Source organism: Staphylococcus sp. FSL K6-3157, from assembly GCF_038005145.1.
Classification (GTDB): Bacteria; Bacillota; Bacilli; order Staphylococcales; family Staphylococcaceae; genus Staphylococcus; species Staphylococcus equorum.
In genome coordinates this window covers 1,067,624-1,088,580 of record NZ_JBBOSM010000001.1, presented here as the reverse complement: position 1 = coordinate 1,088,580, position 20,957 = coordinate 1,067,624, and the positions used below count along the sequence as shown (strand labels likewise).

Sequence of the window (20,957 nt, the reverse complement as noted above, 5' to 3'; positions counted from 1 at the left end):
TTTCATTCATTTAGCGCATTCATTAATGTAATTCTGGAAAACTTTGTTGTCGTAATGCTTCGTAAATAAGTAATGATGCTGTATTAGATAAGTTTAATGATCTAATATTATCATTCATAGGAATACGTAATGCCGTTTCTTGATACGTTTCTTTCACCCAGTCAGGTAATCCTGTCGTTTCACGTCCGAAAATAAAGAAATGATCATGAGCAGTATCAGTAAAATCAAAATCTGAATATGTTTTCTTTCCAAATTTAGTTAATAAATAATAAGTGCCCTCTGTTGCTTCAAAAAAGTCTTCGATACTTTCATGATAAGTAATATTAACAGTTTCCCAATAATCTAAACCAGCACGCTTTAACATCTTGTCATCTGTACTGAAACCAAGTGGCTTAATCAAGTGTAAATGTGTATATGTACCTGCACATGTTCTTGCTATACTGCCTGTATTACCTGGTATCTGTGGTTGATATAATACTATGTGATTTGTCATTCTATTTTTCGCTCCTCGTTTCAAGTCCTTTTAACATTTCAATTTGAACCTCTTCTAGTTCATTTTCATAATGTTGTTCAACAAATGGTCTAGCAGCCTCGCCTTGAATTTGTCCTATCGCCCAATATGCTGTAGCTCTGATCATAGGTCTTGGATCATCTAACGCAACATCTTGTAATTCTGGTATTGATGTTTCTTCTTTAAAATGTGCTAAAGCAATAATTGCATTACGTTGAATCGGTTTCTTACCTCTCCATGCTCCTGCTAAATGACCATAAGTATTTTTAAATTCTTTATTACTCATTTTTAATAAAGGCACGAGTCTTGGTTTTAAAATTTCAGGTTCTAATACTATATCGTCATGTTGTGTGTTAATCCCTTTATTTTTCGGGCACACTTGTTGACATGTATCACATCCATAAAGTCTATTACCAATTTTATAACGATATTCATCTTCGAGATAGCCTTTCGTCTGGGTTAAAAAACTAATACATTTCTGACTATTTAACTGTCCATCTCCAACGAGTGCTCCTGTTGGACAACGATCGACACAAATCGTACAATCGCCACAGCTATCGATTAACGGGTCATCAGGAGCAAAAGGTATACTAACTAGCATCTCGCCTAAATACGTCCATGTGCCAAGGTCAGGATTGATGACAAAGCCATTTCTTCCTACAAACCCAAGCCCTGCACGTTCTGCTACAGCACGATCAGATAATGCTCCCGTATCTACCATTGATTTAATTTCAACGTCTTCTACTCTAGATTGTAAATACTCACCTAATTTGTCTAACCGTTTTCTCATAATAGTATGATAATCTTGCCCCCAAGAAGCTCTGGCAAACATACCTCTTCTGTCTCCACGGACACTTTTAGGCGCACCTTTTAATTTATTTGGATAACCAACGCCGATTGCTATAATAGATCTCGCTGTTGGCAAGTTTAATTTCGGTTCTGTTCTTAACTCTATATCAGATTCTTCAAAACCAGATGCATAACCTTTTGCATGATAATCCACTAACTTTTGCTTCATTTCATCGAAAGGATCAGCTGTCGTAAAACCAATACTATCAATACCAATTGAATGGGCATAGTCTATAACATCTTGTTTTAATTGGTTTAAATCCATTTTCATACACCCCACCTTAAAAACATACATTCTACAGTTTAACACATTCGTATGGCTTTAGAGTATTAGCTATAATACTTTTATTATAATTTAAATATAAAAAATTAAAAGACCAAATCAATAACATAAGATTGATTTTAAACAATCCTATGTTACCAATTCAGTCTTATTATTAAATAATTACAAAACTCTTGATAAGAAGTTTTTCGTTCTTTCATGTTGTTGGTGGTCAAAGACTTCTTCTGGTGTCCCAGACTCAACGATGACACCATCAGCCATAAATACTACTTTATCACTTACATCTCTAGCAAAATGCATTTCATGGGTTACAACTACCATTGTCATCCCCTCTTTAGCTAGATCTTTCATAACTTTCAATACGTCTCCTACAACCTCTGGATCAAGCGCTGATGTCGGCTCATCAAACAATAGAACTTCAGGGTTCATCGCTAATGCTCTAGCAATTGCTACCCTTTGCTTTTGACCACCAGATAATTGTGCTGGATATGCATCAGATTTATCCTCTAGACCCACTTTTTCTAATAACAACTGGGCCTCTTTTTTCAAGTCATTTTGATTCTCTTTTTTTAATAAACTAGGCGCTAAAATAACATTATCTATTACTTTTTTATGCGGAAATAAATTGAAATTTTGAAATACCATCCCCATTTGTTGACGCAATTTTTCTAATTCTGTATCTTTACTCGTTAAATTATTGTCTTTAAATATAACTTCACCACTTGTTGGCGTCTCTAGTAGATTCATGCAACGCAGTAAGGTACTTTTCCCACTACCTGAAGGACCTATGATTGCTACTACTTCGCCTTGATTTACAGTAAAATCAATACCTTTTAGAACTTCATTTTTACCAAATGACTTGTATAAGTTTTTAATATTAATCACTAACTTTCAATCTCCCTTCAAAGAAATACATAATTCTAGATAATGTAAATGTGAGAATAAAATACAGTATAGCTGCTATGATCAATGGTGTGAACGGATCAAATGAGGCACCTTGAACAACTTGTGCATTAAACATAATTTCACTAACACCGATTACAGATACTATAGAAGATTCTTTAATTACTGTTACAAACTCATTACCTAAGGCAGGTAAAATATTTTTAATAGCTTGTGGTAATATAACTGATTTCATAGTTTGGCCATAAGATAATCCTAAACTACGTGCAGCTTCAGTTTGTCCTTTATCTACTGCATTTATACCGGCTCTAATAATTTCAGCAATATATGCAGAACAGTTAATTACAAGCGCGATCATACCACAAATTAATGCAGAAATATTTAAACCTAATACTGCAGTTGTACCGAAATAAACTAAAAATACTTGCACGAGCAATGGTGTGCCTCTTAAGAATTCAATATAGGCGGAAGCTAACCATCTTAAAACTCTAACTTTACTTAGTTTTAATAACGCAATAAATGCACCAAACACTGCACCTAGCACTACTCCCACAATTGAAATGAGTATCGTATTTTGAATACCTTTTATAAAGAAGTTTCCATATTTAGTAAAGAAATTTCCTTCGTCCTTTTTCATTGCTTCTGCAGCTGATGCTTTATAATCTGCTAGTAAACCTTTATCTTCAACATCTTTAATAGTAGTATTAAGTCTTTGCATTAATTCAGGGGAATTTTTAGGTACTGCAATTGCTGTTTGTTTCGTACCTTCATTAAATTTCACGTCATCTGCAAATGCTAAATCTTCATTTTGTTTCAAGTAAGCTTCTGCAACTGGTCCTTCAATAACCATCCCGTTTATTTTGCCACTCTTCAATGACATGATAACTTCAGGTACTCTCGTTAAAGATTGTATCTGTGCATTTTCAATTTCTGTTTGAGCAATTTTTTCTTGTTGTGTTTGTTTTTGCACACCAATTTTTTGATTAGCAAAATCATCTATATTTTGAAATCTTTCTGCCTCAGACTTTTTAACAATCATTTTTTGTTCAACCGTCATATATGGATTTGAGAAATCTACCTCTTTTTCACGTTCAGGTGTTGGTGTCATTCCAGAAATGATTAAATCGATTTTCCCAGTTTTAATTGCTCCTAACAAACTATCAAATTGCATATTAACAATTTTTAGCTTTACATCATTGTCCTTTGCAATTTTCTTTGCCAAATCAATATCAATACCGGCATATTCAGATTTACCATTCACATTATGTTCAAATTCATAAGGTGCATAATCTGCAGATAAACCTACTCTCAATTCTCCACGTTCTTTAATTTTATCCCATTGATCTTCTTCTGCTGCTTGAGCATCAGGATTTATGTATGTAATTATGGCGCTAATAAATATAATAAAGACCATAAATAGTTTAATAGTGTGTTTCATCATGGTTAACCCCTCTCTATATAATTAATTATTATACATAATAACGTAATATTATTCAATAACTTTTTATACAAAAGCTATCTATAATAGTGATTTTTTTATAAAAAAGACAAAATATGCATTATTTATGTATAAAAAAAGACCTAATATACATTAGGTCAATTAAAATTACTGTTTAGGAATTTCAAAACTGTATATGTCATCAGTATATTTACCAATGAATTTTTTACATAACTCATGAACAAAAAATGCTGCAACAAAAGGAATAATGAAATAACCAAAAATTAATAATATGATATTCATTGTTGGATCTCCAGACATACGGTTAAAGGCGTTAATTGGCCCTACAAGTCCGGTATAACCAAAACCAGCTGACATCGGTGTACCTTCAATCCCAATAAAGTAAGCAATCAAGCCACCTATAATACCATTAATTGTTAAGGGTATCGCGATAATTAAATGTCTGAAATAGACAGGTATCATCATCTTAGCTGCACCAATAATTAATACTAGATTCACACCAGCACCATTAACTCTTATTGATCCAAATAGGAATGTAACACAGGCTGCAACAATTCCCATATTAGCTGCACCACTACCTAGTCCAGATAGACTAATTGCTGTTGCAATAGCTACTACCGATATTGGCGTTACCATCAGCAATGAATAAGTCACACATATTAACACTGACATCAATAATGGATTGAGTTCAGTGAATGAATGCACTATATGGCCTAAACCTTTTGTAACATTAGATACATAGCTTAATGTATATAGACCAATAATTCCGCTTACCACAGGAATTATGACTGGTAACAAGATCATTTCTAATGAGCCCAATTTATTCTGTAATATTAAGTATAAAAAGCAAGCAATAATTACAACCAAAATAGTATTAATAATATCACCAATACCATTTAGTATAAACCCATCAGGAGTAATTTTAACAGCTCCACTACCTAACATAGCAGAAACACCTATCATCGTAGCCCCTGCACCATTAAATTTAAATTGATGTGCAGCTAACACACCTATAATAAAAGCCATAAATGATTGAATCAAAACTACTAATTGATATATTGTTTCTAATAATTCATTACCTTCTTTAAAGAATTTTAATAGTTCACCTAATAATGCATTAGGTATTAACGCAATAACTACCCCTGCACCAACAGCTTGTAAGATATTAGCAAAAAATTGCCTTCCATTTGGTTTAGTTGTTTTAATTTTGGTTGATTTAGTTTTAACCATTGAATTTTCCTCCAAATATAACATTAGACTAATAATATTATACTTTACCAAAAACTACAATATTTACTTTAATTATATTAATATTGCATAGCTTATGTTATAAAATGATATTAAGCAATTGAGTAAAATAATTAAAGGCATTAGCATTTAACAAACTTTAAACATAAAAAAGCAATCCCATCTTATGAGATTGCTTAACATGTACATCTAAGTACGTTATATATACCGGCGGTCGGGATCGAACCGACACTCCAAATCAATGGAACGGGATTTTGAGTCCCGCGCGTCTGCCAATTCCGCCACGCCGGCCCAATTAAATAAATAAAAAACTTCCTATGTGGAAGTATCAATGGAGCGGAAGATAGGACTTACACCTATACCTCATTCCGGGAAGGAACGTGTTCTAAAAGTTGAACTACTCCCGCATGAAAATAATATTAAATTTGGAGCGGAAGATAGGACTTACACCTATACCTCGTTCCGGGAAGGAACGTGTTCTAAAAGTTGAACTACTCCCGCATGGGATATAATTAAATTTGGAGCGGAAGATAGGACTTACACCTATACCTCGTTCCGGGAAGGAACGTGTTCTGAAAGTTGAACTACTCCCGCATGGGATATAATTAAATTTGGAGCGGAAGATAGGACTTACACCTATACCTCGTTCCGGGAAGGAACGTGTTCTAAGAATTGAACTACTCCCGCATATTGATGGAGGCGGCAACCGGATTTGAACCGGTGATAGAGGTTTTGCAGACCTCTGCCTTACCACTTGGCTATGCCGCCAATAAAAAACTGGGCTAGCTGGATTCGAACCAACGAGTGACGGAGTCAAAGTCCGTTGCCTTACCGCTTGGCTATAGCCCAAAAATACAAAGGGCGGATGGTGGGGATCGAACCCACGAGTGTCGGAACCACAATCCGATGTGTTAACCACTTCACCACAACCGCCATGGCAGGGGCAGTAGGAATCGAACCCACATCAAAGGTTTTGGAGACCTGTATTCTACCGTTGAAATATGCCCCTATTAAATTAAAGTTATATGGTGGAGGGGGGCAGATTCGAACTGCCGAACCCGAAGGAGCGGATTTACAGTCCGCCGCGTTTAGCCACTTCGCTACCCCTCCAAAAAGATGGTGCCGGCCAGAGGACTTGAACCCCCAACCTACTGATTACAAGTCAGTTGCTCTACCAGTTGAGCTAGGCCGGCTTGCATTAAAATGATTCAGGACAGAGTCGAACTGCCGACACATGGAGCTTCAATCCATTGCTCTACCAACTGAGCTACTGAACCATAACAATAATGGCGGTCCCGATGGGATTCGAACCCACGATCTCCTGCGTGACAGGCAGGCGTGTTAACCGCTACACTACGGGACCTAAAATAAAAAATTGCGGGAGGCGGATTTGAACCACCGACCTTCGGGTTATGAGCCCGACGAGCTACCGCTGCTCCATCCCGCGGTAATAATATTAATGGCGGAGGAAGAGGGATTCGAACCCCCGCGGGCCGTTAAGCCCCTGTCGGTTTTCAAGACCGATCCCTTCAGCCGGGCTTGGGTATTCCTCCAAAAATATTAGGTAAATAAATTATATTCAATTATTATAAAAATGGCGGAGGAAGAGGGATTCGAACCCCCGCGAGCCGTTAAGCTCCTGTCGGTTTTCAAGACCGATCCCTTCAGCCGAACTTGGGTATTCCTCCAAAAAAATTATATGGACCTTGCAGGATTCGAACCTGCGACCGAACGGTTATGAGCCGTTAGCTCTAACCAACTGAGCTAAAGGTCCTAAATATAATTTACAACTAATAATTAGTGGCGGTGGAGGGGATCGAACCCCCGACCTCACGGGTATGAACCGTACGCTCTAGCCAGCTGAGCTACGCCGCCGTTGTAATTTAGATTGCATTTAAATATATGGTGGAGACTAGCGGGATCGAACCGCTGACCTCCTGCGTGCAAAGCAGGCGCTCTCCCATCTGAGCTAAGCCCCCATATTATTTTAAGGATATCGGGAAGACAGGATTCGAACCTGCGACCCCTTGGTCCCAAACCAAGTGCTCTACCAAGCTGAGCTACTTCCCGTAAAATAGTGCGCCCGACAGGGGTCGAACCTGTAACCTCTTGATTCGTAGTCAAGTACTCTATCCAGTTGAGCTACGGGCGCATAATTCTATTTTTATGGGATAATGCCGAGAACCGGAATCGAACCGGTACGGTGATCTCTCACCGCAGGATTTTAAGTCCTGTGCGTCTGCCAGTTCCGCCACCCCGGCAAAATAATGGAGCAGAAGACGGGATTCGAACCCGCGACCCCGACCTTGGCAAGGTCGTATTCTACCGCTGAACTACTTCTGCATATGCGGGTGAAGGGAGTCGAACCCCCACGCCGTGAGGCGCTAGATCCTAAGTCTAGTGCGTCTGCCAGTTCCGCCACACCCGCGATATTAAAATAATGGTGAGCCATAGTGGGCTCGAACCACTGACCCTCTGATTAAAAGTCAGATGCTCTACCAACTGAGCTAATGGCTCAAAACATGGTGCCGGCCAGAGGACTTGAACCCCCAACCTACTGATTACAAGTCAGTTGCTCTACCAGTTGAGCTAGGCCGGCTATTAAAAATAAATGGTGGAGGATGACGGGTTCGAACCGCCGACCCTCTGCTTGTAAGGCAGATGCTCTCCCAGCTGAGCTAATCCTCCGTATAAATTGCCTGGCAACGTCCTACTCTTGCGGAACGTAAGTCCGACTACCATCGGCGCTAAGGAGCTTAACTACTGTGTTCGGCATGGGAACAGGTGTGACCTCCTTGCCATTGTCACCAGACAATGAACTGTATAAAAAATTATACATTCAAAACTAGATAGTAAGTAAAATTTGATAATGCCAAACAAAACACTTTTTAAATTTGATTAAGTCTTCGATCGATTAGTATTCGTCAGCTCCACATATCGCTATGCTTCCACCTCGAACCTATTAACCTCATCATCTTTGAGGGATCTTATAACCGAAGTTGGGAAATCTCATCTTGAGGGGGGCTTCATGCTTAGATGCTTTCAGCACTTATCCCGTCCATACATAGCTACCCAGCGATGCCGTTGGCACGACAACTGGTACACCAGAGGTATGTCCATCCCGGTCCTCTCGTACTAAGGACAGCTCCTCTCAAATTTCCTGCGCCCACGACGGATAGGGACCGAACTGTCTCACGACGTTCTGAACCCAGCTCGCGTACCGCTTTAATGGGCGAACAGCCCAACCCTTGGGACCGACTACAGCCCCAGGATGCGATGAGCCGACATCGAGGTGCCAAACCTCCCCGTCGATGTGAACTCTTGGGGGAGATAAGCCTGTTATCCCCGGGGTAGCTTTTATCCGTTGAGCGATGGCCCTTCCATGCGGAACCACCGGATCACTAAGTCCGTCTTTCGACCCTGCTCGACTTGTAAGTCTCGCAGTCAAGCTTCCTTATGCCTTTACACTCTATGAATGATTTCCAACCATTCTGAGGAAACCTTTGAGCGCCTCCGTTACTCTTTAGGAGGCGACCGCCCCAGTCAAACTGTCCATCTGACACTGTCTCCCACCATGATAAATGGTGCGGGTTAGAAATCCAACACAGCAAGGGTAGTATCCCACCAACGCCTCGACGTAAGCTGGCGCTCACGTTTCAAAGGCTCCTACCTATCCTGTACAAGTTGTACCGAATTTCAATATCAGACTACAGTAAAGCTCCACGGGGTCTTTCCGTCCTGTCGCGGGTAACCTGCATCTTCACAGGTACTATGATTTCACCGAGTCTCTCGTTGAGACAGTGCCCAAATCGTTACGCCTTTCGTGCGGGTCGGAACTTACCCGACAAGGAATTTCGCTACCTTAGGACCGTTATAGTTACGGCCGCCGTTTACTGGGGCTTCGATTCGTAGCTTCGCCGAAGCTAACCACTCCTCTTAACCTTCCAGCACCGGGCAGGCGTCAGCCCCTATACATCACCTTACGGTTTAGCAGAGACCTGTGTTTTTGATAAACAGTCGCTTGGGCCTATTCACTGCGGCTCTCCTGGGCGTTAACCCTAAAGAGCACCCCTTCTCCCGAAGTTACGGGGTCATTTTGCCGAGTTCCTTAACGAGAGTTCGCTCGCTCACCTTAGAATTCTCATCTTGACTACCTGTGTCGGTTTGCGGTACGGGCACCAAAATTCTAGCTAGAGGCTTTTCTTGGCAGTGTGAAATCAACGACTCGAGGAAACAATTTCCTCTCCCCATCACAACTTGACCTTAAGAGTGCCGGATTTGCCTAACACTCAGTCTCATTGCTTGGACGTACAATCCAATAGTACGCTTCGCCTATCCTACTGCGTCCCCCCATCGCTTAAAACGAAATTTGGTGGTACAGGAATATCAACCTGTTATCCATCGCCTACGCCTATCGGCCTCAGCTTAGGACCCGACTAACCCAGAGCGGACGAGCCTTCCTCTGGAAACCTTAGTCAATCGGTGGACGGGATTCTCACCCGTCTTTCGCTACTCACACCGGCATTCTCACTTCTAAGCGCTCCACATGTCCTTGCGATCATGCTTCAACGCCCTTAGAACGCTCTCCTACCACTGTCCTTACGGACAATCCACAGCTTCGGTAATATGTTTAGCCCCGGTACATTTTCGGCGCAGTGTCACTCGACTAGTGAGCTATTACGCACTCTTTAAATGATGGCTGCTTCTAAGCCAACATACTAGTTGTCTGGGCAACGCCACATCCTTTTCCACTTAACATATATTTTGGGACCTTAGCTGGTGGTCTGGGCTGTTTCCCTTTCGAACACGGACCTTATCACCCGCGTTCTAACTCCTAAGATAAAATTGATTGGCATTCGGAGTTTGTCTGAATTCGGTAACCCGATAAGGGCCCCTCGTCCAAACAGTGCTCTACCTCCAATAATCATTACTTAAGGCTAGCCCTAAAGCTATTTCGGAGAGAACCAGCTATCTCCAGGTTCGATTGGAATTTCTCCGCTACCCACAACTCATCCGCTCACTTTTCAACGTAAGTCGGTTCGGCCCTCCATTCAGTGTTACCTGAACTTCAGCCTGGTCATGGGTAGATCACCTGGTTTCGGGTCTACGACCAAATACTCAACGCCCTATTCAGACTCGCTTTCGCTACGGCTCCACATTAACTGCTTAACCTTGCATCAAATCGTAACTCGCCGGTTCATTCTACAAAAGGCACGCCATCACCCATTAACGGGCTCTGACTACTTGTAAGCACACGGTTTCAAGTTCTATTTCACTCCCCTTCCGGGGTACTTTTCACCTTTCCCTCACGGTACTGGTTCACTATCGGTCACTAGAGAGTATTTAGCCTTGGGAGATGGTCCTCCCGGATTCCGACGGAATTTCTCGTGTTCCGTCGTACTCAGGATCCACTCAAGAGTGAACAAACTTTCGACTACAGGATTATTACCTTCTTTGATTCATCTTTCCAGATGATTCGTCTAATTTGTTCTTTTGTAACTCCGTATAGAGTGTCCTACAACCCCAACAAGCAAGCTCGTTGGTTTGGGCTCTTCCCGTTTCGCTCGCCGCTACTCAGGGAATCGATTTTTCTTTCTCTTCCTGCGGGTACTAAGATGTTTCAGTTCCCCGCGTCTGCCTTCAGATATGCTATGTATTCACATATCGATAACACGACATAACTCGTGTTGGGTTTCCCCATTCGGAAATCTCTGGATCAAAGCTTACTTACAGCTCCCCAAAGCATATCGTCGTTAGTAACGTCCTTCGTAGGCTTCTAGTGCCAAGGCATCCACCGTGCGCCCTTAATAACTTAATCTTTTCGACCTTCAACACGATAAAATCGGTTGAAAACCTAAAATGTTATTAATCTGTGAGTGTTCTTTCGAACACTAGCGATTATTTCTATTTTTTTGAATTCAAGCTTTTTAAAACTCTAATTCACTCGGTTTTGCTTGGTAAAATCATAAATTTTACTTACATATCTAGTTTTCAATGTACAAATTAAATTCTTTATGGTGGAGACTAGCGGGATCGAACCGCTGACCTCCTGCGTGCAAAGCAGGCGCTCTCCCATCTGAGCTAAGCCCCCATAGTGCTTATAAAATTCTAAATGGTGGGCCTAAGTGGACTCGAACCACCGACCTCACGCTTATCAGGCGTGCGCTCTAACCAGCTGAGCTATAGGCCCATTTCGATGTTGAATACTCGTAATGAGCATTCAAAACTGAATGCAATATGTCAATGTCATTCCTCTTCATCTTCTCAAGGAAGATGTTCCGAATATATCCTTAGAAAGGAGGTGATCCAGCCGCACCTTCCGATACGGCTACCTTGTTACGACTTCACCCCAATCATTTGTCCCACCTTCGACGGCTAGCTCCATAAATGGTTACTCCACCGGCTTCGGGTGTTACAAACTCTCGTGGTGTGACGGGCGGTGTGTACAAGACCCGGGAACGTATTCACCGTAGCATGCTGATCTACGATTACTAGCGATTCCAGCTTCATGTAGTCGAGTTGCAGACTACAATCCGAACTGAGAACAACTTTATGGGATTTGCATGACCTCGCGGTTTAGCTGCCCTTTGTATTGTCCATTGTAGCACGTGTGTAGCCCAAATCATAAGGGGCATGATGATTTGACGTCATCCCCACCTTCCTCCGGTTTGTCACCGGCAGTCAACCTAGAGTGCCCAACTAAATGCTGGCAACTAAGTTTAAGGGTTGCGCTCGTTGCGGGACTTAACCCAACATCTCACGACACGAGCTGACGACAACCATGCACCACCTGTCACTTTGTCCCCCGAAGGGGAAGGCTCTATCTCTAGAGTTTTCAAAGGATGTCAAGATTTGGTAAGGTTCTTCGCGTTGCTTCGAATTAAACCACATGCTCCACCGCTTGTGCGGGTCCCCGTCAATTCCTTTGAGTTTCAACCTTGCGGTCGTACTCCCCAGGCGGAGTGCTTAATGCGTTAGCTGCAGCACTAAGGGGCGGAAACCCCCTAACACTTAGCACTCATCGTTTACGGCGTGGACTACCAGGGTATCTAATCCTGTTTGATCCCCACGCTTTCGCACATCAGCGTCAGTTACAGACCAGAAAGTCGCCTTCGCCACTGGTGTTCCTCCATATCTCTGCGCATTTCACCGCTACACATGGAATTCCACTTTCCTCTTCTGTACTCAAGTTTCCCAGTTTCCAATGACCCTCCACGGTTGAGCCGTGGGCTTTCACATCAGACTTAAGAAACCGCCTACGCGCGCTTTACGCCCAATAATTCCGGATAACGCTTGCCACCTACGTATTACCGCGGCTGCTGGCACGTAGTTAGCCGTGGCTTTCTGATTAGGTACCGTCAAGATGTGCACAGTTACTTACACATTTGTTCTTCCCTAATAACAGAGTTTTACGATCCGAAAACCTTCATCACTCACGCGGCGTTGCTCCGTCAGACTTTCGTCCATTGCGGAAGATTCCCTACTGCTGCCTCCCGTAGGAGTCTGGACCGTGTCTCAGTTCCAGTGTGGCCGATCACCCTCTCAGGTCGGCTACGTATCGTTGCCTTGGTAAGCCGTTACCTTACCAACTAGCTAATACGGCGCGGGTCCATCTATAAGTGATAGCAAAACCATCTTTTACTTTAGAACCATGCGGTTCCAAATGTTATCCGGCATTAGCTCCGGTTTCCCGAAGTTATTCCAGTCTTATAGGTAGGTTACCCACGTGTTACTCACCCGTCCGCCGCTAACTTCAAAGGAGCAAGCTCCTTATCTGTTCGCTCGACTTGCATGTATTAGGCACGCCGCCAGCGTTCATCCTGAGCCAGGATCAAACTCTCCATAAATGAATTATGATGTTTGATTAGCTCATAAAATACTAATTTGTGTGTTATCTCTAACACGTTTGAACCAACAATTTAATGTTGTGTTCGGAATTAACGTTGACATATTGCAATTCAGTTTTCAATGTTCATTACTGTGTTAATGCGTTACAAGAAATAATTATAACATTAAGTTTTTGTTAAGTCAATAATAAATTTCTTTTTTTATTTATTAAGTTTGTTGCGTTTTTTAACTCAACATTTAATATTGTATATCCTTTTAACTGATTTAACAAGTGTCAAATTTACACTTTGTAAAAACTTCGTTGACTCGGTTGTTTTGCTATTGTGTCTTGTTTCGACGACTTTTTTATAATATCAAGTTTATTCACAACCGTCAATAATTTCCAGTAATCTTTTTAGTTAAATTTTACCTTTGTGATGTCTATTTATTGTTTTTATGTATTAAAAGTTTATTTAGTGTAAATATATCGGCATATTTCTTAACTTAATGATGTTGTTTTACTTTCTGTTATATATAGAAGGAACTAGAATGCATATCAATAAGAAACGGCGCCATTACCGTATGTACTCAACTTTTCTAGTTTACCATCATTCAACATATTCAATATAAATAAGTAAGTACAAAGAAAAAAGAAAACTCATTTGTTTTAAAAATGAGTTTTCCCTTTTCTTATATCATTAGTATAGCTGGATACTAGATAATGTTTTCTTTCTTCTATTGGCTGTTTCTTTTATCTTGGCAGTCTTTGCATAACCCATATATTTCCATACGGTGATGCGTTACATTAAAGTCTGTTACGTGCTGCGCTAATTGTTCTACTTCATCAAGTTGTGGATAATGGAAATCCACTATTTTTCCACAATTATCACAGATAACGTGATAATGATTATGTGTACTGAAGTCAAAACGGCTTGAAGAATCTCCGTATGGTAATTCTTTTACTATACCAATATCTTTAAAAACACGTAAATTATTATATATTGTAGCAACACTTATATTTGGAAAATCAGGTGAAAGTGCTTGATAAATCTCATCGGCTGTAGGATGTGTCTCTGAAGCAATTAAAAATTTCAATATTGCTTGTCGTTGAGGTGTTATTCTAATGCCATTATTTCTTAAAGACGCAATTGAATGTTCTAGTTGATGTTCAACTGTTTCCATCTCTGCACTCATTTCACTCACCATCTTTCTATTTAAGAATAATTATTACTTAATATAAATATAACTGTTTGATGTGTGAAATGTCAATCTTCATTGCTTAAAAGTCTTTAATAGCCTTGTTTAGGTTCCACTTCATTCTCAATTAAATGTCCCTTATTGAGAAAATGGTTAAGATTTTTAATGAATATATCCGTAACCTCACTCATATTTTCTTTGCCGTTACCTGTGATATGCGCAGTAATAGTAATATTATCTAATGAATATAATTCATTACTTGGAGTTAAAGGCTCATTTTCGAACACATCTATATATGCGTGTCTAATTTGTTTTTCTTTTAAAGCTTCAATTAATACACTTTCATCAACAATTGTCCCTCTGCCTACATTTATAAATAATGTTGTTTCATTCATTAATTCGAAATGCGCTTTTGTTATGAGGTGTATAGTCTGCTCAGTTTCAGGTAGTGTGTTAACAATTATGTCCGCTTCGGTTAAAGCATTAGAAAGTTCATTTAATGCGAAGGTCTTACTAAATCCCTCTACTGAATGACCATTTGTATTGATACCAATGACTTTCATATTCATTGCGTTTGCAATATTTGTCGTATATTGAGCGATACTTCCTGTACCTAGAAATAAAATTGTTTCTCCACTCACTCTTGAGCCCGTAAGTTTTGAATCATAATATCTATTTTGTTGATTAATATAGGAAGTCCTCATTTTTTTATAGTCATCTAATATATAAGCTATAATAAATTCTGACATTTGCTTGGCATGTATACCTTTACCATTAGTAAGTAATATATTATGTTTATCAATATAATCTAAAGGTAAACTATTCACACCTGTTGAATACCATGCCATCCATTTAAGGTTTGGACAATTTTCTAAAAATGATTGATTAAGTTTACCATCATAGCCGAATATTATATCTAAATCTTTCTTATCTTGTTCTTCTATTTCAGAAACACCCTCTGTAAATACAAATTCGACAGCTGGATATGCTTCTATTAATTTAGATTCTAAATCTCCCATTCGTTTCAAACTGACAGCTTTCATCTATGTTCACCCCAAGATTTCTTTTAGTTCATCCATTTGTGTTTTAACTTTAACTTTTTCAATTACATCTATTATAATACCATCTTCATCAATAACAAATGTAGTTCTTACAATACCCATCGATTCTTTACCAAATGATTTCTTCAATTGATAGACACCCACTTCTTCTGACAGTTCATAATTCTCGTCCACTAATAAATCAAAGTTTAAATCTAGTTTTTGGCTGAAATTTTCGTGTTTCTTTTTACTATCTCCACTAATACCATACACTTTGGCATTTAAATCATTAAAGATTGCTAAATTATCTCTAAAATCACATGCTTCAGTAGTACATGTAGGTGTATTATCTCTTGGATAAAAGTAAAGTACAGCTTTACTTCCTTTTATAGATTCATTAGAAATAAACTCTCCCTTTTGATTTTCTAGTTTAAATGATGGAAATTGATCGCCTTTTCTTAACATTTAACTCACCCTATTCCTTTTTATTCTTAATTTTATGATACGATAATAGACGAAATTATTAAATTAAAAGAGGTTGATATGTATGAAATTTACTGAAAGTGAAAAACTTCAAAAATTATCTAATGAGTATATTCTAGGAGGAGTCAATTCACCCTCTCGCTCATATAAGGCAGTTGGCGGTGGCGCACCAGTTATGATGCGCTCTGGTCAAGGTGCATATTTGTTTGATGTAGATGGAAATAAGTACATTGATTATTTACAAGCTTATGGCCCTATTATTACTGGTCATGCACATCCACATATTACTAAAGCTATTCAAGAACAGGCTGCACAAGGTGTATTATATGGTACGCCTACAGAACTAGAAATTGAATTTGCTAAAAAATTACGTGATGCTATGCCTTCATTAGAAAAGATTAGATTTGTTAATTCAGGTACAGAATCAGTTATGACTACAATCCGTGTCGCCCGTGCTTATACTAAAAGAACTAAAATTATCAAATTTGCTGGTCAGTATCACGGTCACTCTGATTTAGTTTTAGTTGCTGCCGGTAGTGGGCCTTCTCAACTAGGTTCACCTGATTCTGCTGGTGTTCCTGAAAGTGTCGCTCAAGAAGTAATCACAGTTCCTTTCAATGATATTGATGCTTATAAGGAAGCTATTGACTATTGGGGTGAAGATATTGCTGCCGTATTGGTTGAACCTATTGTTGGTAATTTTGGCATGGTTAAACCTAAACCTGGTTTCTTAGAACAAGTAAACGAACTTACTCATAATAATGGAAGCTTAGTTATATATGATGAAGTCATTACAGCATTCCGTTTCCATTACGGTGGCGCACAAGATCTTTATAATGTATATCCTGATTTAACAGCCTTCGGTAAAATTGTTGGTGGCGGTTTACCTATAGGTGGATATGGAGGAAAGCAAGATATTATGGAACAAGTAGCACCTTTAGGTCCAGCATACCAAGCTGGTACCATGGCAGGCAATCCACTATCCATGAAAGCTGGCATTGCACTTCTAGAAGTATTAGAGCAAGAAGGCGTTTATGAAAAATTAGATGCATTAGGTAAACGTTTAGAGGATGGGTTGCTTTCATTAATTAAAAAACATAATATTACTGCTACAGTAAATAGAGTGTATGGTGCCCTAACATTATATTTTACAGATGAAACAGTAGAAAATTATGCTCAGGCTGAAAATACTGATGGAGATGCATTTGCTAAATTCTTTAAATTAATGCTAAATCAAGGTATTAATCTTGCTCCTTCTAAATTTGAAGCTTGGTTTTTAACTACTGAACATACGGATGAAGACATTGATTCAACATTAAAAGCGGTAGATTATGCATTTAGTCAAATGGTATAAACTTGAATTTTACACCCAATCGTTGTATAACAAGTATAAACATTATTTTATTAAATATATTAAGGAGCGGTACATTTGAAATTAGGAGCCCGTATTCTCAAAACAGGTATCGCAATTATACTTGCTTTGTTTATCGCTTCTCTATTACCTGATGAAGCTGGTTTAAAAGCCATTGCTGCAGTCAGTGCTGTCATTGCAATGCAACCAAGTGTTTTTCGTTCAATAAAAACAATTGGGGAACGAGCAATAGGTAACCTTGTTGGTGCTGTTTTAGCAGTAGTGATGGTTACGATATTTGGGAATAATATTGTAATCATGGGTGTTACAGTAATTTTATTAATTGCAATCCTGTTTCGTTTCAAATTGGAACATGTTGCTACGCTAGCAAGTATAACTGCTTTAATTATTATGGGACAACATACTGGTAACTTTTATGTTTCTGCCTTTTATAGATTTGTACTTGTTATGGTTGGTGTGCTTAGTTCTTCAGCAGTAAACCTTTTATTTCTACCACCTAAATTTGAATCTAAAATTTACTATAATTCATTGAATATCTGTTCTGATATTTTTGTATGGTTTAAATTGGTTTTAAATGACACCTCTGAGTATCATCACATTAAAGAAGATAGAGGGTTAATTGTTACTCGTATTGATAAACTCGAAGAAACTTTAGGTTATTATTCAGAAGAAAAACCATGGACTAAAAAGCAACTGTATGCACAAAATAGGAAAAAAATTCTTTTTAAAGAATTAGTCCGTAGCACTCGGAGAGCCTATGAAGTGTTGAGAAAAATGAATCGTTATCAAAATGACCTTCATAATTTAAATAATGAATTACTTTTGCAGATTAAATTAGAAATAGACACATTGATTGCATATCACGAACAAATCTTCATCAGTCTTTCAAAAAAGGCACGGTATGATGTAGATCAACTTGATAGTCAGATTTCAAATCCACAGAAGAAAGATTTGATGGATGCATTTCAAAAAGAAATCATTCAAAATCCTTATCAATCAATGTACTCATATACTAATATTATGCAAATTATTTCAGCAATTGAAGAATATCGTTATATTTTAGAACATTTAGATAGACTACGTATTAGTTTCTTCACGTACCATCGAAATGATAATGAAATTGATATACTAGAAGAAGACTTCGATTTATAAATAAAATACCCTTTGAGCTTAATTTCCATCTGCTCAAAGGGTATTTTTATCGTTTAACGCAAAAGCGCACTCAGTATACGTTAAAATACCGAGTGCGCTTTTAAATATTTACTGACTATAAATTTTGAATACTATATAGATGTTCGTATGCACCTTTTTTAGCTAATAATGCTGAATGTGAACCACTTTCAACAATTTCACCATTTTCTACAACAACAATTTTATCAGCATGTGTGATTGTAGATAATCTGTGGGCAACAATAAGTGTTGTACGATTTGCACTTAATACACTCAAGGCATCTTGAATGATAGACTCACTTTCTAAATCAAGCGCGCTCGTCGCTTCATCTAAAATAATAATTGGCGGATTATTTAGGAAGATACGGGCAATAGAGACACGTTGTTTTTGTCCACCAGAGAGTTTAACCCCTCTTTCGCCTACTTCTGTATCGTAACCTTGAGATAATTCCATGATAAAATCATGCGCATTGGCCATTTTAGCAGCGTTAATAACTTCTTCATCTGAAGCATCTGGTTTACCTAATAATATATTTTCTTTAATTGTATCCGAGAATAATATATTATCTTGTTGAACTAAGCCAATTTGTCTTCTCAAGCTACCTGTTAAATATGACTTGATATTGGTACCATCAATTTTTATTTCGCCTTCGGTAACATCATAGAACCTAGGTATTAAATTGATTAAAGTAGATTTTCCTCCACCACTCATACCAACAAATGCCACAGTTTCACCTTGATTAATTTCTAAATTAATATCTTTAAGGATATTTGCTTCATTTTGATCATATTTAAACTTAACATTAGTTAATTCGATGTGTCCCTGTTTTATTTCTATTGGCAGTGCACCTTTTTTGTTTTTAATGTCGTAATCTTCATCTAAAAGTTGGAATACACGGTCCATTGACGCAAAACTTTGTGTCAATGTTGTAAATGAAGAAACTAATCTACGGAGAGGACCAAATAGTTGTTCAAGATAGCCCACGAAAGCAGCTAAAGTACCTACTGTTATCGATCCATTGATTGCTAAGAACCCACCTGTACCAATAACGATTAAAGGTCCAATATCTGTAACCGTATTAATTGCTGAGAATGAATAAGCATTCCAACGCGTATGATTAAACGCTCTTTGTAAGAAATTTTGGTTATGTTTATCAAAATTTCCTGCTTCATTATCTTCAATCGCAAAACTTTTTATAACTGACATCCCTTGTACACGTTCATGTAAGAATCCTTGTACTTCTGCCAATGCTTGTGATCTCTTTCTTGTTAAACTTCTCAAACGACCAAAGAAGAAATACACAGTTAAAATATATACAGGGAATATAATAAGTGCGGCTAAAGTTAACTGGACATCTAAGAAGAACATAATAGTTAATGCAATAATAATAGTTATGCAGTCAAGCCATATATTCATTAAACCAGTTAATATAAAATCTTTAGTTTGCTCAACATCATTAATAACCCTTGAAATAACTTGCCCTGCTTGGTTATTCGCATAAAATCTTGAACTCAAAGCTTGCAAATGATGATAAAGCTTTTTACGTATATCATATAAAATTTTGTTACTTGTCCACTGTGCTAGATATTGTCTTAAAAACTCAATTGGTGGTCTTACTATCACAAAGATAAACGCTGCTATACCCATTGCAACTAATAATTTTGTGATTTTTTCTTCTACTGTTATAGCGCCATTATTGATAATATCGTCAATGACATATTTAATTAATAATGGAATCAGCATCGGAATACCAAATTTTAGAATACCTACAAGTATAGTGGCAATGATTCGCCATTTATATGGTCGAACAAATTGTAAATATCTGCGAATCATAAAACGATTCCTCCCCACACTATATTTGCAAATGAAACAGCCTATGTTGAAGGTCCAACTAGGCTGCTAATTTATGCACTATCTAAAGTTGTTTGACAATTTCATTTGCGAATACGAATATTTTATAGCAAACTTAATTTTTTCTTGTTTGTATTGTTCACATTCATATCACTATAAATGATAATTAAATTAAAAACATTAAATCTGCTTAATAATTTCTAACTTTTTTGTATCGTTCTCGCCAAACTTTAATAAAGTCTGGAGCAAACGGACCTTTCTTCTGTTCAATCCATTGCTGTAAAATATCTACATTTCTTCTTAAAATCACGTCGATATCAGATGAATAATTCATTTGTTTCATATGCTGCTCGTATTCATCTTCGTCTAGTAAATGATATTTACCGTTTGGATATACTTTAATATCTAAATCGTAATCGATATATTTTAAAGCTTCTTCATCACAAACAAATGGTGAAGATAAATTACAATAATAATAAACGCCATCTTCTCTAAACATACATATCACGTTAAACCAATATTCAGAATGAAAATATACAATTGCAGGCTCTCTCGTAATCCATGTACGACTATCACTTTCTGTGACGAGCGTATGATCATTCCCACCGATAACAACATCTTCCGTACCTTTTAATATAGTAGTTTCAGACCAAACACGATGAATATTACCATCATGTTTATAACTTTGAATCTTAATTGTCTGACCTTCTTTAGGTATGGATTCTTTTACCATGCTCCACACCACCTTTTCTTAATTTCACAT

12 protein-coding genes, 29 tRNA genes and 3 rRNA genes are annotated in these 20,957 nt (G+C 38.2%); 2 read left to right on the top strand and 42 right to left on the bottom strand.

The features are described 5' to 3' along the window. Positions 1–22: 22 nt before the first annotated feature. The 40 genes from trmL to MHB47_RS05045 form a co-directional block, all read right to left on the bottom strand. Positions 23–493 carry a tRNA (uridine(34)/cytosine(34)/5-carboxymethylaminomethyluridine(34)-2'-O)-methyltransferase TrmL gene (trmL, locus tag MHB47_RS05240; RefSeq protein ID WP_002507233.1) on the bottom strand — a complete coding sequence of 157 codons (471 nt, stop codon included), beginning with the start codon at positions 491–493 and terminating at the stop codon, positions 23–25. Between the two features lies 1 nt (position 494). Further along, on the bottom strand, positions 495–1,625 hold the full coding sequence (gene queG / locus MHB47_RS05235) for a tRNA epoxyqueuosine(34) reductase QueG (RefSeq protein WP_340755495.1): 1,131 nt from the start codon (positions 1,623–1,625) through the stop codon (positions 495–497). A 180-nt stretch (positions 1,626–1,805) separates the two neighbouring features. Then, on the bottom strand, positions 1,806–2,528 hold the full coding sequence (locus MHB47_RS05230) for an amino acid ABC transporter ATP-binding protein (RefSeq protein WP_340755494.1): 723 nt from the start codon (positions 2,526–2,528) through the stop codon (positions 1,806–1,808). Continuing rightward, a complete protein-coding gene (locus MHB47_RS05225) occupies positions 2,521–3,984 on the bottom strand; it encodes an ABC transporter substrate-binding protein/permease (RefSeq protein ID WP_340757277.1) in 1,464 nt (487 codons plus the stop codon). The genes MHB47_RS05230 and MHB47_RS05225 overlap by 8 nt, the downstream gene beginning before the upstream one ends. Positions 3,985–4,152: 168 nt before the next feature. Next, a complete protein-coding gene (locus tag MHB47_RS05220; protein WP_340755492.1) occupies positions 4,153–5,235 on the bottom strand; it encodes a PTS transporter subunit IIC in 1,083 nt (360 codons plus the stop codon). 223 nt (positions 5,236–5,458) lie between these two features. Beyond that, positions 5,459–5,544 (bottom strand) — tRNA-Leu (locus MHB47_RS05215). A 41-nt stretch (positions 5,545–5,585) separates the two neighbouring features. Then, positions 5,586–5,660: transfer RNA gene (locus MHB47_RS05210), tRNA-Gly, on the bottom strand. A 19-nt stretch (positions 5,661–5,679) separates the two neighbouring features. Further along, positions 5,680–5,754, bottom strand: a tRNA-Gly gene (locus tag MHB47_RS05205). 18 nt (positions 5,755–5,772) lie between these two features. Then, positions 5,773–5,847, bottom strand: a tRNA-Gly gene (locus tag MHB47_RS05200). Between the two features lie 18 nt (positions 5,848–5,865). Beyond that, positions 5,866–5,940: transfer RNA gene (locus tag MHB47_RS05195), tRNA-Gly, on the bottom strand. Positions 5,941–5,947: 7 nt separating this feature from the next. After that, positions 5,948–6,021 (bottom strand) — tRNA-Cys (locus MHB47_RS05190). Positions 6,022–6,030: 9 nt separating this feature from the next. Next, positions 6,031–6,102: transfer RNA gene (locus tag MHB47_RS05185), tRNA-Gln, on the bottom strand. A gap of 11 nt (positions 6,103–6,113) precedes the next feature. After that, positions 6,114–6,186, bottom strand: a tRNA-His gene (locus MHB47_RS05180). Positions 6,187–6,188: 2 nt separating this feature from the next. After that, positions 6,189–6,262, bottom strand: a tRNA-Trp gene (locus tag MHB47_RS05175). A 17-nt stretch (positions 6,263–6,279) separates the two neighbouring features. Further along, positions 6,280–6,363: transfer RNA gene (locus MHB47_RS05170), tRNA-Tyr, on the bottom strand. 7 nt (positions 6,364–6,370) lie between these two features. Then, positions 6,371–6,446: transfer RNA gene (locus MHB47_RS05165), tRNA-Thr, on the bottom strand. Between the two features lie 11 nt (positions 6,447–6,457). Next, positions 6,458–6,530: transfer RNA gene (locus MHB47_RS05160), tRNA-Phe, on the bottom strand. Between the two features lie 10 nt (positions 6,531–6,540). After that, a tRNA-Asp gene (locus MHB47_RS05155) sits at positions 6,541–6,616 on the bottom strand. 12 nt (positions 6,617–6,628) lie between these two features. Next, a tRNA-Met gene (locus MHB47_RS05150) sits at positions 6,629–6,700 on the bottom strand. A gap of 13 nt (positions 6,701–6,713) precedes the next feature. Beyond that, positions 6,714–6,806: transfer RNA gene (locus MHB47_RS05145), tRNA-Ser, on the bottom strand. A 42-nt stretch (positions 6,807–6,848) separates the two neighbouring features. Continuing rightward, positions 6,849–6,941: transfer RNA gene (locus MHB47_RS05140), tRNA-Ser, on the bottom strand. A gap of 12 nt (positions 6,942–6,953) precedes the next feature. Continuing rightward, positions 6,954–7,027 (bottom strand) — tRNA-Ile (locus MHB47_RS05135). Positions 7,028–7,054: 27 nt separating this feature from the next. Further along, a tRNA-Met gene (locus tag MHB47_RS05130) sits at positions 7,055–7,128 on the bottom strand. Between the two features lie 28 nt (positions 7,129–7,156). Further along, positions 7,157–7,232: transfer RNA gene (locus MHB47_RS05125), tRNA-Ala, on the bottom strand. 17 nt (positions 7,233–7,249) lie between these two features. Next, positions 7,250–7,323: transfer RNA gene (locus MHB47_RS05120), tRNA-Pro, on the bottom strand. 8 nt (positions 7,324–7,331) lie between these two features. Continuing rightward, a tRNA-Arg gene (locus MHB47_RS05115) sits at positions 7,332–7,405 on the bottom strand. A gap of 23 nt (positions 7,406–7,428) precedes the next feature. Then, positions 7,429–7,514: transfer RNA gene (locus tag MHB47_RS05110), tRNA-Leu, on the bottom strand. 7 nt (positions 7,515–7,521) lie between these two features. Beyond that, a tRNA-Gly gene (locus MHB47_RS05105) sits at positions 7,522–7,596 on the bottom strand. A 3-nt stretch (positions 7,597–7,599) separates the two neighbouring features. Further along, positions 7,600–7,681, bottom strand: a tRNA-Leu gene (locus MHB47_RS05100). Between the two features lie 13 nt (positions 7,682–7,694). Beyond that, a tRNA-Lys gene (locus MHB47_RS05095) sits at positions 7,695–7,770 on the bottom strand. Positions 7,771–7,776: 6 nt separating this feature from the next. Continuing rightward, a tRNA-Thr gene (locus MHB47_RS05090) sits at positions 7,777–7,852 on the bottom strand. Positions 7,853–7,865: 13 nt separating this feature from the next. After that, positions 7,866–7,941 (bottom strand) — tRNA-Val (locus tag MHB47_RS05085). A 9-nt stretch (positions 7,942–7,950) separates the two neighbouring features. Next, positions 7,951–8,065 (bottom strand): 5S ribosomal RNA (gene rrf / locus MHB47_RS05080). Between the two features lie 82 nt (positions 8,066–8,147). Continuing rightward, positions 8,148–11,071 (bottom strand): 23S ribosomal RNA (locus MHB47_RS05075). A gap of 197 nt (positions 11,072–11,268) precedes the next feature. Next, a tRNA-Ala gene (locus MHB47_RS05070) sits at positions 11,269–11,344 on the bottom strand. 22 nt (positions 11,345–11,366) lie between these two features. Further along, positions 11,367–11,443, bottom strand: a tRNA-Ile gene (locus MHB47_RS05065). 104 nt (positions 11,444–11,547) lie between these two features. Then, positions 11,548–13,100, bottom strand: a 16S ribosomal RNA gene (locus MHB47_RS05060). The 16S, 23S and 5S rRNA genes sit together here with 29 tRNA genes alongside, the layout of an rRNA operon. 715 nt (positions 13,101–13,815) lie before the next feature. Beyond that, positions 13,816–14,274 carry a peroxide-responsive transcriptional repressor PerR gene (gene perR / locus MHB47_RS05055; protein ID WP_002512518.1) on the bottom strand — a complete coding sequence of 153 codons (459 nt, stop codon included), beginning with the start codon at positions 14,272–14,274 and terminating at the stop codon, positions 13,816–13,818. A 95-nt stretch (positions 14,275–14,369) separates the two neighbouring features. After that, positions 14,370–15,320, bottom strand: a complete 951-nt coding sequence (locus MHB47_RS05050; protein WP_340755490.1) for a phosphoglycerate dehydrogenase — start codon at positions 15,318–15,320, stop codon at positions 14,370–14,372. Between the two features lie 6 nt (positions 15,321–15,326). Beyond that, a complete protein-coding gene (locus MHB47_RS05045) occupies positions 15,327–15,782 on the bottom strand; it encodes a peroxiredoxin (RefSeq protein ID WP_002507226.1) in 456 nt (151 codons plus the stop codon). 82 nt (positions 15,783–15,864) lie between these two features. Here MHB47_RS05045 and MHB47_RS05040 point away from each other — a divergent pair, with 82 nt between their 5' ends. Both MHB47_RS05040 and MHB47_RS05035 read left to right on the top strand, forming a co-directional pair. Continuing rightward, a complete protein-coding gene (locus MHB47_RS05040; RefSeq protein WP_340755488.1) occupies positions 15,865–17,154 on the top strand; it encodes a glutamate-1-semialdehyde 2,1-aminomutase in 1,290 nt (429 codons plus the stop codon). Positions 17,155–17,229: 75 nt separating this feature from the next. After that, entirely contained in the window at positions 17,230–18,324 is a 1,095-nt protein-coding gene (locus tag MHB47_RS05035; protein ID WP_002512520.1) for an FUSC family protein, read from the top strand. A gap of 115 nt (positions 18,325–18,439) precedes the next feature. Here MHB47_RS05035 and MHB47_RS05030 read toward each other — a convergent pair whose 3' ends face one another. Continuing rightward, on the bottom strand, positions 18,440–20,176 hold the full coding sequence (locus tag MHB47_RS05030) for an ABC transporter ATP-binding protein (protein WP_002507223.1): 1,737 nt from the start codon (positions 20,174–20,176) through the stop codon (positions 18,440–18,442). A 208-nt stretch (positions 20,177–20,384) separates the two neighbouring features. Further along, positions 20,385–20,927, bottom strand: coding sequence for a nucleoside tri-diphosphate phosphatase (gene ntdP / locus MHB47_RS05025; RefSeq protein ID WP_002507222.1), 543 nt, complete (start codon positions 20,925–20,927; stop codon positions 20,385–20,387). Positions 20,928–20,957: the final 30 nt, after the last annotated feature.